The sequence below is a fragment of the Skermanella stibiiresistens SB22 genome (assembly GCF_000576635.1).
Taxonomy (GTDB): domain Bacteria; phylum Pseudomonadota; class Alphaproteobacteria; order Azospirillales; family Azospirillaceae; genus Skermanella; species Skermanella stibiiresistens.
This window is the reverse complement of sequence record NZ_AVFL01000014.1, coordinates 136,763-150,861: the sequence shown is the minus strand read 5'-3', so window position 1 is coordinate 150,861 and position 14,099 is coordinate 136,763. Positions and strand designations below refer to the sequence as shown.

The 14,099-nt window shown below is 67.5% G+C and carries 13 protein-coding genes and 2 pseudogenes; 8 read left to right on the top strand and 7 right to left on the bottom strand.

What is annotated here, in order from left to right; genetic code table 11:
- Nucleotides 1–2: 2 nt before the first annotated feature.
- From N825_RS19305 to N825_RS19275, 7 genes are all read left to right on the top strand, one after another.
- Complete coding sequence (locus tag N825_RS19305) at nt 3–938, top strand: putative B6 ABC transporter permease subunit 1 (protein ID WP_037455563.1); 936 nt, start codon at nt 3–5, stop codon at nt 936–938.
- Between the two features lie 31 nt (nt 939–969).
- Nucleotides 970–2,145: a pyridoxamine--pyruvate transaminase gene (ppaT, locus tag N825_RS19300; RefSeq protein WP_037455754.1), complete on the top strand. Its 1,176-nt coding sequence runs from the start codon at nt 970–972 to the stop codon at nt 2,143–2,145.
- A 30-nt stretch (nt 2,146–2,175) separates the two neighbouring features.
- On the top strand, nt 2,176–2,919 hold the full coding sequence (pldH, locus tag N825_RS19295) for a pyridoxal 4-dehydrogenase, SDR-type (RefSeq protein WP_037455561.1): 744 nt from the start codon (nt 2,176–2,178) through the stop codon (nt 2,917–2,919).
- A gap of 1 nt (nt 2,920) precedes the next feature.
- Complete coding sequence (locus tag N825_RS19290; RefSeq protein WP_037455559.1) at nt 2,921–4,453, top strand: GMC family oxidoreductase; 1,533 nt, start codon at nt 2,921–2,923, stop codon at nt 4,451–4,453.
- A 34-nt stretch (nt 4,454–4,487) separates the two neighbouring features.
- Nucleotides 4,488–5,306 carry a 4-pyridoxolactonase gene (pldA, locus tag N825_RS19285; RefSeq protein ID WP_037455558.1) on the top strand — a complete coding sequence of 273 codons (819 nt, stop codon included), beginning with the start codon at nt 4,488–4,490 and terminating at the stop codon, nt 5,304–5,306.
- A 65-nt stretch (nt 5,307–5,371) separates the two neighbouring features.
- On the top strand, nt 5,372–6,523 hold the full coding sequence (locus tag N825_RS19280; RefSeq protein WP_051512598.1) for an OpgC family protein: 1,152 nt from the start codon (nt 5,372–5,374) through the stop codon (nt 6,521–6,523).
- On the top strand, nt 6,520–7,260 hold the full coding sequence (locus N825_RS19275) for an SGNH/GDSL hydrolase family protein (RefSeq protein WP_037455556.1): 741 nt from the start codon (nt 6,520–6,522) through the stop codon (nt 7,258–7,260). The genes N825_RS19280 and N825_RS19275 overlap by 4 nt, the downstream gene beginning before the upstream one ends.
- Before the next feature lie 30 nt (nt 7,261–7,290).
- Here the strand turns inward: N825_RS19275 and dctP are convergent.
- The 3 genes and pseudogenes from dctP to N825_RS19260 all read right to left on the bottom strand — a co-directional run bounded on the left by dctP (nt 7,291) and on the right by N825_RS19260 (nt 10,466).
- Nucleotides 7,291–8,156, bottom strand: a pseudogene (gene dctP, locus N825_RS40390) (TRAP transporter substrate-binding protein DctP).
- Nucleotides 8,157–8,402: 246 nt separating this feature from the next.
- Nucleotides 8,403–9,602, bottom strand: coding sequence for an MFS transporter (locus N825_RS19265; protein ID WP_051512595.1), 1,200 nt, complete (start codon nt 9,600–9,602; stop codon nt 8,403–8,405).
- A 3-nt stretch (nt 9,603–9,605) separates the two neighbouring features.
- The gene (locus N825_RS19260) at nt 9,606–10,466 is read right to left on the bottom strand and encodes an HpcH/HpaI aldolase/citrate lyase family protein (RefSeq protein WP_051512594.1); all 861 of its coding nucleotides are present in this window, start codon (nt 10,464–10,466) and stop codon (nt 9,606–9,608) included.
- A 110-nt stretch (nt 10,467–10,576) separates the two neighbouring features.
- Between N825_RS19260 and N825_RS19255 the strand changes: the two genes are divergently transcribed.
- Nucleotides 10,577–11,104: a MaoC family dehydratase gene (locus N825_RS19255; RefSeq protein ID WP_051512593.1), complete on the top strand. Its 528-nt coding sequence runs from the start codon at nt 10,577–10,579 to the stop codon at nt 11,102–11,104.
- A 13-nt stretch (nt 11,105–11,117) separates the two neighbouring features.
- Here N825_RS19255 and N825_RS19250 read toward each other — a convergent pair whose 3' ends face one another.
- The 4 genes and pseudogenes from N825_RS19250 to N825_RS39020 all read right to left on the bottom strand — a co-directional run.
- Nucleotides 11,118–12,332: an FAD-dependent oxidoreductase gene (locus tag N825_RS19250; RefSeq protein ID WP_037455555.1), complete on the bottom strand. Its 1,215-nt coding sequence runs from the start codon at nt 12,330–12,332 to the stop codon at nt 11,118–11,120.
- Nucleotides 12,333–12,380: 48 nt separating this feature from the next.
- Nucleotides 12,381–12,872 (bottom strand): VOC family protein, encoded by a 492-nt coding sequence (locus N825_RS19245; protein ID WP_051512592.1) that lies wholly within the window; start codon nt 12,870–12,872, stop codon nt 12,381–12,383.
- Between the two features lie 336 nt (nt 12,873–13,208).
- On the bottom strand, nt 13,209–13,421 hold the full coding sequence (locus tag N825_RS37975; RefSeq protein WP_084164876.1) for an integrase core domain-containing protein: 213 nt from the start codon (nt 13,419–13,421) through the stop codon (nt 13,209–13,211).
- Nucleotides 13,418–14,089: pseudogene (locus N825_RS39020) on the bottom strand (IS3 family transposase); the annotation flags it as partial. The gene N825_RS37975 and the pseudogene N825_RS39020, both read right to left, overlap by 4 nt.
- Between the last annotated feature and the right edge of the window lie 10 nt (nt 14,090–14,099).

Below are 14,099 nucleotides of genomic sequence, written 5' to 3'. Positions count from 1 at the left end.
CCATGGACATGATCCTATCGCAGTCCTTCCTGACCTCGCTCGTCGTCGGGCTGGTCATGGCCGGCGTACCGCTGCTGCTGGCCGGATTGGGCGAGCAGATCTCGGAGAAGGCCGGCGTGTTGAACATCGGCATCGAGGGGATGATGCTGATCGGCGCCTATGCCGGTTTTCTCGGCGCTTGGCAGACCGGGTCGCTGTGGGTGGGCTTCCTCTATGGCATCGGCGGCGGCATGGCGGTGGCCCTGCTGATGGCGGTGCTCTGCGTCCGCATCGGTCTCAGCCAGATCGTCATCGGGATCGGGCTGACGCTGGGAGCGGAGGGCTTGACCGCCCTGCTGCACCACGTCCAGTTCAGCCGCTCCTATCCAAGGTTGCCGGGGGTAGAGACCTGGGCGGTTCCCGGATTGTCGGCGCTGCCGGTGGTGGGACCCGGCCTGTTCGATCGGCACCCCATGGTCTATCTGGCGATCGCCCTGGCGGTGATCCTGTCGATGCTGTACCGCAAGACGCATCTGGGTCTGACGCTCCAGGCGGCGGGCGACAAGCCGGCGGCCCTGGACGGCGCCGGGGTAGACGTCCTGCGCACCCGGTTCGCGGCGGTGCTCTGCACCGGGGCCTTGGCGGGTCTGGGCGGCGCCTTCATGTCGGAGGTCGGCGCCGGCCTGTTCATCCCCTTCATGACGAACGGCGCCGGTTTCATCGGAATCGTGCTGGCGATGCTGGCCCGGGGGCGGCCGCTGTGGGTGTTGGCGGGTGCCGCGCTGTTCGGTGCGTGCCTGTCGATGACGACGGCGCTCCAGGTCGCCGGCATCAACATTCCGACCGACGTGATCCAGATGCTGCCCTTCGCGGCCGTCATGGCCGTGCTGGTGATCTTCGGCCGCCGCGCCAGTCTGCCGGCGGCCCTTGGCCTGCCTTACGTGCGTGGAGCCCGATAGCAAGAACGACACACAAGGGATGGAGGCGACCATGACAGTCGAGCGTATCGTCGAGCCTGCTTTCACTCTCAGTTCCGGTCCCGTCGACGCGTATCCCGCCGTGCTCAGGGCACTGTCGCGGACGGTGCTCTACGACTTCGATCCCGTGTTCCAGCACTTCTACGAGGCGGTGACGGATAAGGCCAAGGTGGCACTCCGCACCGCGGCGCCACCCGTGATCCTCCATGGCGAGCCGGTGCTGGGGCTGGAGGCCGCGGCCGCCTCGCTGATCGCCCGCGACGATGTCGTGCTCAACCTAGCGTCCGGCGTCTATGGCAAGGGCTTCGGTTTCTGGGCCAAACGGTACTGCGCCGAGTTGGTCGAGATCGAGGTGCCTTATGACGACGCGATCGACCCGGCGGCGGTCGAGGCCGCCTTCAGGGAACGCCCCGACATCCGTGTGGTCTCGGTCTGCCATCATGACACGCCGTCTGGCACGCTGAACCCAATCGACGAGATCGGCCGTATCGTGGCGGCCCATGGTGCCTATCTGATCGTGGACGCCGTTTCCTCGTTCGGGGGGATGGACGTCCATCCCGAGGCCTGCCAAGCCGACATCTTCGTGACAGGGCCGAACAAGTGCCTGGGCTGCCCGCCTGGTCTGACGCTGCTGGCGGTCAGTGGCCGCGCCTGGGACAAGATGAAGGCCAATCCGGACGCGCCGCGCGCCTCGATCCTCAGCATCCTGGATTGGGAGAACGCGTGGCGGCGTGACCAGCCGTTTCCCTTCACCCCATCGATTTCCGAAGTGAACGCGCTGGACGCGGCTCTGGACCTGTACCTGGAGGAGGGGCCGGAAGCCGTCTGGCGCCGTCACGCGCTCACATCCAAGGCCTGCCGCGACGGCATCCGCGCCATGGGCATGACGATATGGCCCGCGCGGGAGGCGATCGCCTCTCCGACCACCACGGCGGTGCGGGTGCCCGACGGGATCGACGCGGATGCCCTGTTGGCGACGGCGCGGGATGGCTTCGGCGTCAGCTTCTCGTCCGGGCGGGGCGAGACCAAGGGCAAGCTGATCCGCATCGGACACATGGGCCGCACCGCCCAACCACTCTACGCCGTCGTCGGGCTGGCGGCGCTGGGCGGTGCGTTGCGGCGGCTGGGAGCCAATGTCGACGCCGGCGCCGGCATGGAGGCGGCTCTCGCCGTGATCTCAAACCAATAAACCCAATGAAAACAACAGGGAAGCGGCAGAATGTCACGTTTCACGGGAAAGGTCGCGATCGTCACCGGCGCCGCGCAGGGCATCGGCAAGGCCATCGCGGAACGGCTGGCTGCCGATGGCGCCCGCGTCATCATCGGCGACCTGAACGAGGAGGGCGCCAAGGCCGTCGCCAACTCGCTCGGCAACGGCTCGATTGGGACGCTGTGCGACATCTCGGACCCCGACGCGGTCACGGCGCTGCACGGTTTGGCGGAGAAAGAGGCCGGCGGGCTCGACATCGTCGTCAACAACGCCGCGATCGTGCCCTTCATCGCTTGGGACGACGTCGATCTGGCCCATTGGCGGAAGCTGATCGACGTCAACCTCACCGGCACCTTCCTGATGTGCCGCGCCGCCTCGGACATGATGCGGCGGCTCGACCGCAAGGGCCGCATCATCAACATGGCGTCCAACACGATCTTCGCCGGCACACCCAACATGGCGGCCTATGTCGCGGCCAAGGGCGGTGTCTTCGGCCTGACCCGCGCGCTGGCGACCGAGCTTGGCAAGTACGAGATCACCGTCAACGCCGTGGCCCCTGGCCTGATCGCGTCGGAGGGCGTGCTGGACAGCCCGCACAAGGAGGCGTTCGGCTTCGTCGAGATGCTTCAGGCGATCAAGGGACAGGGCCAGCCGGCCGACATCGCGGGGACGGTCGCCTTCCTGGCCTCGGACGACGCGCGTTGGATCACCGGTCAAACCATCAACGTCGACGCCGGCATGGTCCGGTGGTGACATGATGGGTGTCGCCTCCTTCGACGTGCTGGTGATCGGCGCCGGGTCGGCCGGCTGCGTGCTGGCGGCCCGGCTGAGCGAGGATGCGGCCTTGCGGGTCTGCCTGATCGAGGCCGGCGACAGGGAGGACGATCCCGACATCGCCAACCCCGCCGCCTGGGGACGCTTGCAAGGCCGCGGGTATGATTGGGCCTATGAGACGGTGCCCCAAGAGGGCACCGCAGGCCGCGTCCACGCTTGGCCGCGCGGGCGTCTGGTGGGAGGGTCGAGCTGCCTGCATGCCATGGCGCATATGCGCGGCCACGCCGACGACTTCCGGTCTTGGGCCGCCGCTGGCGGGCGGGCGTGGTCGCACGAAGCACTGCTGCCGTACTTCAAGGCGTCGGAACGTTTCCTCGGTCCCGCGTCGCCGGTGCATGGCACCGACGGCCCGTTGCCGGTGTGGCTGCCGGATGCGGAGTTGCATCCATTGGCCCGCGCCTTCATGGCCGCCGGCGAGGAGGCCGGGCATGTCCGGAGCGGCGATCACGCCGTCCGGTTCGACGGGCCGGCGGCTAACAGTCTGACCATCCGGGATGGGCGGCGGGTTTCGCTGGCCGACGCCTATCTGCCGGCGGCGGGAGAGCGGCCCAACCTGACGCTGCTGACCTGCTGCGTCGTGGACCGGATCGTCCTGCTGGGCGGCCGCGCGATCGGCGCCGATTGCCTGACGCGGAATGGTCCCGCCACGATCGTCGCCGACCGCGTGGTGCTGGCGGCGGGCGCCATCGCCTCTCCGCTGATCCTGATGCGATCGGGCATCGGTCCGGCGGACCAGTTGAGGGATTTCGGCATCGACGTGGCGCTGGACCAGCCGGAGGTCGGCGCCAACCTGCATGACCATCTGCTGTGCGGCAACGTCTATCGGGCGCGCCAGCCGGTAGCGCCGTCGCGGACCCAGCATTCCGAAAGCATGATGTACCTGGCCGACCGGCCCGGCGCCCGGCCGGACAGGGTGGTGGGCTGCTGCGTCGTTCCGGTCGCCAGCGAGTTGTTCACGGCTCCAGCTATGGGTGAGGCTTTCACGCTGCTATTCGGTGTCACCAAGCCGCGTAGTCGGGGCACGATCAGGCTGGGCGGGCGAGATCCGGGCACGCCACCGGTGATCGATCCGGCTTACCTGCGCGATCCCACGGACCGCGCGACCATGCGCGACGCGTTGCTGGCGGCGCGGGAGATCGCCGCCATGCCAGCGCTGGCGCCCTGGGTGGCCGAGGAGGTTCTGCCGGGTTCCAACGACGTGGACGAGTTCATCGCGCGGGGCAGCATCACGCACCATCACCCGGTCGGAACCTGCCGCATGGGGCCGCCCGGCCACGGCGTGGTCGATGGCTCGCTGGCCGTGCGTGGCGTCGAGGGACTGTGGATCGCCGACGCCTCCGTGATACCCGAGATCACCTGCGGTCCCGTCAACGCGCCGGTCGTGGCGCTGGCCGAGCGCGCCGCCGCCGGGTTGTCCGGCCGGGTGCCGTGGCCGGAGCGGAAGGTCGCCTGAACAACCGTCATCAATCGCGAACGGAGGAGGGATCATGTCCAACACGAAGGTCTTCATCCTGGATGGCGGCTCGCTCGTCATCGATGGGTTCCATGTCTACTGGAACAAGGGGCCGGGCGGCGAGGTCCGCTTTCCGGTCTATAGCGTTCTGATAGACCACGCCGACGGCCTGTACCTGTTCGACAGCGGCTTCGACTATGATCACGTCATGGCCGTACTGCCGTTCGAAAAGCCCCAGCAGACGCGGGAGCAGACCTTGCTGGGTGCTATCGAGAAGGCTGGCTATCGGGCGGAGGACATCAACTACGTGATCAACTCCCACTACCACTTCGATCACTGTGGCGGAAACAAGCACCTGAAGGAGGCCTGCACGGTCTGCCACGCCAACGAGTTCGGCCAATGCAAGTGTCCGCAGCCGTTCGAGGTGCTGGGCTATTCCGACATGACCTTCCATCCCGACATGCAGCGGGAGAAGCTGAGGCGCGAGGGCAAGGAGATCCCGGTCAGCCCGGACAGCGACATCTGGACACCGAAGGTCGAACTGTTGACCGGCAACCAGGAGATCGCCAAGGGTATGCACCTGATCGAGACGCCCGGCCACACCGCCGGCCATTACAGCCTGCTGATCGAATTGGCGAACCGCCGGCCCATGCTGTTCACGGCGGACGCCTGCTACACCCGCAAGGGCTTCGACGAGGAGTTGATCCCGAGTTTCCACCTCGATCCGGTCAAGGCGGTCCAGTCGGTCAGGCGGCTGAAGGACGTGGCGCTCAAGACCAACGCGGAGGTCTTCGTCAGTCACGACCTGGAGCAGTTCGGCCAGTACAAGACGGCGCCGGCCTATTACGAGTGACGTCCTTGCCTCGCCCCATCGCCCAGCTATAAGTCCTGGGCGTGGGGCGGGATGACTGGGGCGGCATGGCGAAGCGGGAGACGGGCGGCGGAGACCGCGATCTGCGTTTGGACTTCTTCCGCGGTCTGGCGCTGTGGTTCATCTTCGTGGATCACATACCGGCTAATCAGTTCGCCTGGGCGACGCTGAGGAACTATGGGCTCAGCGACGCCACCGAGATCTTCGTCTTCATCTCGGGCTTCACAGCGACGCTGGTCTATTCCCGCGTCATGGCCGAGCACGGCATCGCCTTCGCCGCCGCCAAGGTGCTGCACCGGTGCTGGACGCTGTACATCACCTACATGTTCCTGTTCTTCGCCTTCACCGCCCAGGTGGCCTACACGGCGCGGGTGTTCGACAACCCGCTGTTCCGCGAGGAGATGGGCATCGCGGGCTATTTCGAGGACCCGGCGCTGGCGCTGGTCCACGCCCTGATCCTAATGTTCCGGCCGGCCAATCTGGATGTCCTGCCGCTGTACATCGTGCTGCTGCTGAGCTTCCCGCTGGTCCTGCCGGCGCTGGTTTCCCGGCCGCGCTTGGCGCTGGCGGGCTCGGCGCTGCTCTATCTGCTGACGCGGCGCTACCAATGGAACCTGCCGACATATCCCGAAGGCGGCGTGTGGTATTTCAACCCGTTCGCCTGGCAGTTCCTGTTCGTCCTCGGTGGCGTCGTCCAGCGCTTCCGCCACTTCGGCGGCGAGCTGAAGTCGAGCCGCTTCCTGCTGGCGGCGTCGATCTGCTACCTGCTGGTCTCGCTGGTGCTGGCGCTGTCCTGGCGGATCGCCTGGCTTGGCGCGTTGATGCCGCCGGTCATCGGCGAGTGGCTCTATCCCATCAGCAAGACCGACCTGGACCCGCTGCGCGTCTTGCATTTCGCGGCCCTGGCCCATGTCACGCTCCACTTCGTGGGCCGGGACGCGGCGTGGCTGCGCTGGCGCTTGGCGGAACCGCTGGTCACCTGCGGGCGGCAGTCGCTCCAGATATTCTGTTTAGGGATTATTTTATCGTTCGCCGGCCAGACTGTTCTCGTACAATTCAACGATTCGCTCCTGGCGCAGTTCGCGACAACCGTAGTGGGGATAGCAGCGATGGTGGTGGTCGCCCGCATCCTGTCCTGGTACCAGAAGACCGAGCGCCGACCCAAGCGGACAACGCCTGTCCGGGATACCGGCGCGTGAGCCGGCGAGCCGTCCGCCTGTTTCTGCCGCTCGCCCTCTGGCTGGCGGCGGTCACCTCCGTGGAAGCGGAGGCCGATCCGGCCTGCGCCGTGCCCGATACCGTCCTGTCGGTCGACGCCGGCCTGCCGCGGGTCGGCGCCAAGCTGCGGCAAGGCGGCCCGCTCGACGTGCTGGTGGTCCGCACCGCCAATCCCCAGCCCAGCCGCGCGCCGCTGACCTATCCGGCGCGGCTGGAGGCCGAGTTGAGGGACCGCCTGCCCGGTCGCGAGGTTCATGTCGCCGTCCGCAACCTGCCCGACGAGACCACCGGGGAGATGGTCGACGAGTTGAAGGCCGCCTTGGCCGCGACGCCGGCCAGCCTGGTCGTTTGGCAGGTCGGCACCGTCGACGCCATGCGCAACCTGGACGTCGAGAGCTTCGGCGCCGCCCTGTCGGATGGCATCGGCCTAATCCATGGACTGGGATCCGACGTCATCGTCATGGACATGCAGTACAGCCTGCAAACGACGCAGTTGATCAACTTCCAGCCCTATGTCGACTACATCGACTGGGTCAGCCAGAGCCACGAGGTCTTCCACTTCCCGCGCTACGACATCATGCGCCACTGGATCGAAGAGGGGCGGTTGGACTTCGCGATCGAGACGACGGAGGCGAAGCAGCGCAGCTTCGCCTTCGTCCATGGCTGCGTCGGCGGGTTGCTGGCCGACAGCGTCGTCAGGATGGCGCTTGGCCAATGATCACTCGGCCAGTGATCACTCGGCCAGTGATCACTCCGATCCGTATTTCGCCTTGATCGCGGACATCTCCTTGGCGACCTCGGGGTAGCGGTCGTCGAAGGTGGCGCTGGCCTTGAGTGCCAGATCGCGGAACTCCTCGCGGTTGGCGTCGTCGACCGTGACCAGCCGGCCGCCGTCGGCCAGCATCTTGTCCATCACCTTCTTGTCGCTGTCGATGGCGCTCTGCCATTGCTGGGCGAGCATCTCCTTGGTCGTCGCGGTGACGACCTGGCGCAGGTCGTCGGGTAGTTCCTCCAGCCAGTTCTTGTCGACCAGCATGGAGTAGGTCAGCAGGCTCATGCCCGGGACGTAGCTGGCGACCTTGGCCGTCGTGCCGACCATCTCCCAGCCGCCGGCCGAGGTGAAGATGCCGTCGATGGCGCCCTGCATCAGGGCGGCCGCCATCTCGGTGGCCGGCATGGTGACGGGGTTGGCGCCGAAGCGGCGCATGGTGTCCTGGAGCACGCGGCCGCCGGTCAGGCGGATCTTCATGCCGCTCAGGTCCTGGGCTGGTCGATCTCCTTGTCCTTGGCCAGGAAGATCAGATCCGCGGTCCGCATCAGGCCCATCACCTGGATGCCCAGGTCCTCGACGTTCTTCGACAGCAGAGCCGCGATCTCGTCGGCGGCGCCCGGCTTCAGCATCAGTTCGTCGGTGATCATGAAGGGCAGGTTGACGACGCCGTATTTGGGCGCCAGCGATTCAAGCTGGACGCTGACCGGCCAGACCATGTGGACGGCCCCGGTGCCCAAGGCGGCGACCGCCTCCTTGTCCTTCAGGAGGGTGCCGGCATGGTAGATCTTCGGCACGATGCGACCGCCCGACCGTTCCTTCAATTGGGCGGCGTAGTGTTCCATCGCCTGCGCGGTCCAGTGGGTGGTCGCGATCTCGTTGGTCATGACCATCTCGTGGGTCTCGGCCCGGACCGGAGATCCGATGGCGGCGAAACCGAGCAGGCCAGCGACGGCGGCGCCCAGCAGCAGGGTGCGTCTCAGCATGGAATTCCCTCCCTCGTCTTATTGTTTATGGTGGCTTGAGGGAATGCTATGTCCGGACAATGTCCTTGTAAAGAACAATGTCCGGACAAAATCAAGCCGGAGCGGCTAGCGCCGGGCCGCAGCCTCGACCCGGGCGGCCTGGAGCAGGCCGAGGCTGACCAGCATCATCAGGCCGGGGAAGATGAACATCGTGGTGTAGCTGCCGACCACGGTGTAGAGCCCGGCGAACACGGTCGGACCCAAGGCGACGCCGGCGAAGGTGAAGGCGAGGGCGCCGCCGGTGGCGGTGCCGACCGTGCCGAGGGGGGCGAGCCTCGCCACCTCCGCCAGGAAGACGCCATTCCAGCCGATCGCCGACAGGCCGAACCCGACGAACAGCACCAGCACCAGCGGGATCGGCCAGCTTGGATCGACCACCGCCGTGAAGCCGCAGGCGAGGCCGGAGGTGATGGCGACCATGATCAGCACCGCCAGCGCGTTGTTCAGCCGGTCGGCGATCCAGCCCCAAACGATGCGGCCGACGGCTCCCGCGGCCTGGGCCACGGCGGCGACCGTCCCGGCGAAGATCAGCGAGTAGCCAAGCTCCGTCACCAGCAGGGTCACCAGGAAGGTGACCAGACACAGTTGCAGGCCGGAGAAGCAGAAGGCGGTCACCGACAGGAACCGCAAGGGCTTCTCCCGCCAGACCATGCGAGGCCCTTCCGTCATGTCGGCCCTGAGTTCCAGGCCAGGCTGGCGATCCGCGTCCCACCGCGGGCGGACCAGGGACAGGGCGACCGCCAGCGCCACGGCGGCCACCGAGACGGTCAGCAGGGCGACCGGCCAGCCGGAAGCCTCGGTTACGCGCGGCAGCAGCAGGCCGGCGGCGATGCCTCCCAGCGGCACGCCGGTCTGCTTGATCGAGAACACCAGGTTACGCCGGTGGGGCGGGGTGAAGCGGAACAGCAGGTGAGAGGCCGACGGGTTGGTAAGTCCATAGCCGACGCCGATCAGGATCGAGCCCACCGCGGCCAGCGCCAGATGCCCCGTCGCGGCGACCGCCGTCCCGGCGCCGCAGAACAGCAGCGCCGCTTGGCTGACCCGGACGGCGCCCCAGCGGCGGACGACGGTGCCCGACGGCGCCGAGCACAGCGTCGCCGCGACATAGGCGAGGCTGATCTGGAATCCCACCAGTTCCGCCCCGACGCCCAGCGACCGCGCGGCCGAGGGTGCTATGACCGAGAACGACAGCATGCCCATGGTGCCAAGGGCTTGGACCAGGGTGACGGTGGCGAGGACGACGGGAAGCCGGGGAGGGGAGGACATGACTCACGCGGTGGTTTCGATCAGCGCCGCGACCGCGAGCACGCGTCTGGCGCCCAGCAATATGGGCCGCTCGATCAGCTTGCCGTCAAGCAGCGTCACGCCGCCTTCCGAGCGGTCGTAGGCGTCCGCGATCCGGCGCGCCCGCGCGATCTCGTCGGCGGTTGGGGTGAAGTGGCGGTTGATCGCGTCGACCTGCTTGGGGTGGATCGCGGCCTTGCCGGTGAAGCCGAGGCGCCCGGCGGCGGCGATCTCCCGGTCGTGGGCCGCCGGGTCGTCAAGCTCCAGGCACGGCATGTCGAGCGCGTCGAGACTGGCCCTGGCCGCCGCGCGGATGACGTCGGCGCGGGCGTGGACCAGCGAATCCCATTCGATCCGGACCCGCAGCTCCGCCGCCAGATCGGCCCCGCCGAACATCAGGAAGGCCATGCGCGGCGAGGCGGTGGCGATGGCGTGTGCGGCGTCCAGCCCGCCGATGGTCTCGATCACCGCCGCGACCGAAAGCTTGCTGCCGGACTCGTCCAGCAGGGCGTCGACCAGGGCGATGTCGCCCGGCCCCTCTACCTTGGGCAGCAGGATGCCGGCGACTGGCGGATGGTGGTCGAGCACGGCGGCCAGATCGTCCAGCCCGGCCCGGGTGCGCGGCGCGTTGAGGCGGATGAAGATCTCGGCGCCGTGGGGGTTCGGCAGATCGGGCAGGGCCGCCAGCACGCCGGCCCGCGCCGCGGACTTCTCGGAGGGAGCGACGGCGTCCTCCAGGTCGATCACCACGATGTCGGGACGGGCCGCGAGCGCCTTGGCGAACCGCTCCGGCCGATTGCCGGGGACGAAGAGCAGGCTGCGGCGCACGGGCGTGGTCGGCATCATTGGGTCTGGTCCTCCCTCGGAGATCATGTATTATTGTCCGGACAAAGATGCCCCTGTCACGATCCGGGCGCAAGCACAAGACGCCCGGCGACCCAGATTTCGGAGGAAACATGACCGCCCAGCCACACCCCACCGCACCGGCCACCGCAACCGGCGCCAAGCGCGAGCCCCGCCACATCGTCGCGACCTATGGCCGGTTCCTGGAGGACTTCGTGGTCGGCGACGTCTATGACCACCGCCCCGGCCGCACGGTGACCGAGGCCGACAACATCCAGTTCAGCCTATTGACGATGAACCAGCATCCCATGCACTGCGACCACGCCTTCGCCGCCCGCAGCGAGTTCGGCAAGCCGCTGGTCAACAGCGGGCTGACGCTCGCCATCGTGCTCGGCATGACGGTCAACGACGTCAGCGCCCAATCCGTCGCCAACCTGGGCTGGGACGAGATCAAGCTGACGGCGCCGGTCTTCCCCGGCGACACCATCTATGCCCGGTCCGAGGTGCTGGAGATCCGCGAGTCGCGGTCGCGCCCGACCCAGGGCATCGTCACGACCCGGACCACCGGGTACAAGGCGGACGGCACCGAGTTCATGACCTTCGTCCGCAAGAGCCTGATCCTGAAGCGCGACGCGGCCTGACCCGGCCGCCCGATCAGCCGTTCGGGACGTCGCGGTAGAGGCGGCGGAGGCGGTCGAGGAAGTCCGGCCCGGTCTTCTTGAGCGTTCCCGCCACCGGGTCGGCTCCCGCCAGCATGGTGTCGGTGGCGTCCCGCGAGAAACCGGCGGCGAACGCCACCCGGTCGCGCCGGGCGGCCTCGATCGCGAGCACCGCCGCCCGGATGTCCGGCGGGGACTCCGGCCGGGTTTCCGACAGGTGGCGCCGCAGCATCCCGACCGTCACGCAGGCGTCCTCGATCGCCTGCGTGGCGCCCTGACCCAGCGTCGGCACCATGGGGTGCGCGGCGTCGCCCAGCAGCAGCACGTGGCCGCTCTCGTCGCGGTATTCGGCGGCGGTCTCCTGAAGCCGCGCCCAGTGGATCTGGCCGGCGTTGGCGCTGATCTGGTCGATCATGAACCGGCACGCCGGGCTCGGCTCGCGTCCCTCCGGCGTGTAGAGGCGGCGTAGCGTCTCGGGCCGCTTGTGGTCGTCGGGTATCTCGCCGCCGGGCGGGATCGGGAAGCTGCCCGCGATATAGGTGGCGCCGCCCGGCACCTGGAACGCCAGCAGCCGGTTGGGCCCGTTGAACCATTGCTCGTAGTCGTCCAGCGCCGGGCCGAGATTGGTCTCGACCAGCAGGCGGAAGATGCAGACGCCGACATGGATCGGCTCCGGCCGTCCCAGGAAGGTTTCGCGCACCCTCGAGTAGCGGCCATCGCCGCCGATCAGCAGGTCGATCCCGTCCAGCACCCGCGTCTCGCCCGTCCGCCGGTTGGTGAGGTCGAGCACCAGGGGACCGCGTTCGTCCGGCCCGGCGTGGCGCATGGCGTCCACCTCGGTGTCGAACAGGATGCGGTCGAGGATGGGGCGGCGCAGCAGGGCGTAAAGCTCGGACCAGCGGATGCGGATGCCGGGATTGTCGGCGACGCGGTCGAGCGGCAGGTCCATCAGTTCGGTGCCGTCGGTCAGCGAGATCCGCCAGTGTCGCCACGGCAGGCTGTTCGCCACGACGGTGTCGTGGATGTCGGGCAGGAACGCGCCCAGCGCCTTGAGGGCGTTGGGTCCGACGTTCAGCCCGGTGCCGGCCTGCGAGTGGTCGTCCACCGCCACCCGCTCGACGCAGAACACCTCGACGCCGGGGAGGTCCTGAAGCCCTTGGGCGACGATGGCGCCGGAAACCCCGGCGCCGACGATTGCGATGCGGGTCATGGTTCGATGGGGGTCACGACGCGGTACGGATCATTGGGAGGGTCGATCTCAGAAGTTTTCGAAGCGGCTTGGGTCGAAGAAGGAGCTGCCGGCATTGTAGCGCCGTTCCGGCGACATGTCGGGCGGCGGGCCGGCTTCGGCGCGGCCATCGAAGGTCAGTTCCAGCTGAACCCCGCTGGGATCGTAGACGAAGATCTGCCAGAGCGTCGTTCCCGGAACCAGGAATTCCCGCCAGTCCAAGCCGTGCCTGCGGATGCGCGCGACGAAATCGTGGAAGCCGACGCCGGTCAGCGACACGTGGTCTATCGCCGCCGTCCCGGTCGGCGCCGTGCCGTCGGCGCCCATGGCCGGGCCGCCGGCATAGATGTGGACGATCGCCTCGCCGACGGGGGTGGGGACGTTGAGCCACGCGCCCGGATAGCCGAAGTCCGGCCGGAAGCCTTGGCTGAGGCCGATGACCTCGGTGTAGAATTTGACGGTCTTGCCCAGATCGTTGGTCTTGATCGCGATGTGAAGCAATCCGGTGACGATGCCTGCCATCGCTGCCGTTCTCCCAGGTGTTGAGTACCGATACGCGGACACGCATACCGTGGTCTGCCGGAATGTCGCAATCGCCGTGCCAGCGGGCGGGGGGCGCTGGGTAGGGTGGTCAGCGGACAAGTTGGTATAGGGTACGGTATATTCTGCCCAGGATTTCAGCGTGCCGCCGCGAGAACGGGCAGGGGGGTGGAGGGAAGGCCGGAATGGGGCGACGGGCCTTTGGGGGTCACCCCCGGTCGCTGGGAAAAAGTCCTGGAAAGGTCATCAAAGGTCATCATGCCGAGGTCCTGGTCATCTGGTGTAATGCACCCTTCGCGTGAGACAGCGAAATAAGGGTCAGCAGTTTGCTGGAGCGTTTCGCCGGGGCGGTACCGCCCCGGCGAAACGCTCCAGATTTTCCTCGTACTCGGCTGGCAGCCTGTAGTCGAGCGCGGAATGTAGTCGCTGGCGATTGTAGACCTCCTCGATAAAGAGGCCGATACGGGCGCGGGCGTCGGCGATGTCACGATAATCGGTGGCATCCGCCTCCTCCTCCTTCAGAGTCCTCATGAAGCGCTCGCATTTGACGTTGTACCGCCTGCGGCGTTAGCTAAAGCTCCATAGGGATTGCCGATCCTGCTCATGCTGGCCTGAATGTCGTGAGCCGCCAACAGGGCCGTGTAGTCGTTGCAGGCGTATTGGACACCCCGGTCCGAATGATGGATCGGGCCACCCCGCGCGGGCTTCCGGGCCTTGACCGCCATGTCGAGCGCGGCGGTCGCCATCCTGGCCTGGAGATGCGTCTCCAGAGACCAGCCGACGACCCGCCGACTGTGGGCGTCCAGGACGATCGCGAGGTAAGCGAACTCATCGGCCATGCGGACATAGGTCAGATCGGCCACCCAGAGTTGGCCGACGCCGCTCGGGATCATGCCGCGCGTCAGGTTGGGCACCACCTTCCTAGGATGGCGCGAGTCCGTCGTGGCTTGCACGAACGCCCGTTTGCGCAGGCACAGCAGATTGTCCTCGCGTATGATACGCAGCACCCGCTTGTGATTGACCGACCAGCCGTCCCGGCGCAATTGGGCCGAGATCCGGCCATAGCCGTAATGCTTATGGTCGAGGGATTGCCGCTGGATCGCGTCACGCAGACCAGTCTCCTCCCGGCGGGGCGCCGAGGCTTCCCAGTGCCGGTAATAGCTGGCCCGGCTGATGCCGGTGAGCGCGCACATCCGCTCGACGGTGAAC

What these genes read in the sequence shown, in the direction of transcription:
- N825_RS19305 (WP_037455563.1), top strand. Translation starts at nt 3, where the DNA reads ATGGACATGATCCTATCGCAGTCCTTCCTGACCTCGCTCGTCGTCGGG.
- ppaT (WP_037455754.1), top strand. Translation starts at nt 970, where the DNA reads ATGACAGTCGAGCGTATCGTCGAGCCTGCTTTCACTCTCAGTTCCGGT.
- pldH (WP_037455561.1), top strand. Translation starts at nt 2,176, where the DNA reads ATGTCACGTTTCACGGGAAAGGTCGCGATCGTCACCGGCGCCGCGCAG.
- N825_RS19290 (WP_037455559.1), top strand. Translation starts at nt 2,921, where the DNA reads ATGATGGGTGTCGCCTCCTTCGACGTGCTGGTGATCGGCGCCGGGTCG.
- pldA (WP_037455558.1), top strand. Translation starts at nt 4,488, where the DNA reads ATGTCCAACACGAAGGTCTTCATCCTGGATGGCGGCTCGCTCGTCATC.
- N825_RS19280 (WP_051512598.1), top strand. Translation starts at nt 5,372, where the DNA reads ATGGCGAAGCGGGAGACGGGCGGCGGAGACCGCGATCTGCGTTTGGAC.
- N825_RS19265 (WP_051512595.1), bottom strand. Translation starts at nt 9,602, where the DNA reads ATGTCCTCCCCTCCCCGGCTTCCCGTCGTCCTCGCCACCGTCACCCTG.
- N825_RS19260 (WP_051512594.1), bottom strand. Translation starts at nt 10,466, where the DNA reads ATGATGCCGACCACGCCCGTGCGCCGCAGCCTGCTCTTCGTCCCCGGC.
- N825_RS19255 (WP_051512593.1), top strand. Translation starts at nt 10,577, where the DNA reads ATGACCGCCCAGCCACACCCCACCGCACCGGCCACCGCAACCGGCGCC.
- N825_RS19250 (WP_037455555.1), bottom strand. Translation starts at nt 12,332, where the DNA reads ATGACCCGCATCGCAATCGTCGGCGCCGGGGTTTCCGGCGCCATCGTC.
- N825_RS19245 (WP_051512592.1), bottom strand. Translation starts at nt 12,872, where the DNA reads ATGGCAGGCATCGTCACCGGATTGCTTCACATCGCGATCAAGACCAAC.
- N825_RS37975 (WP_084164876.1), bottom strand. Translation starts at nt 13,421, where the DNA reads ATGAGGACTCTGAAGGAGGAGGAGGCGGATGCCACCGATTATCGTGAC.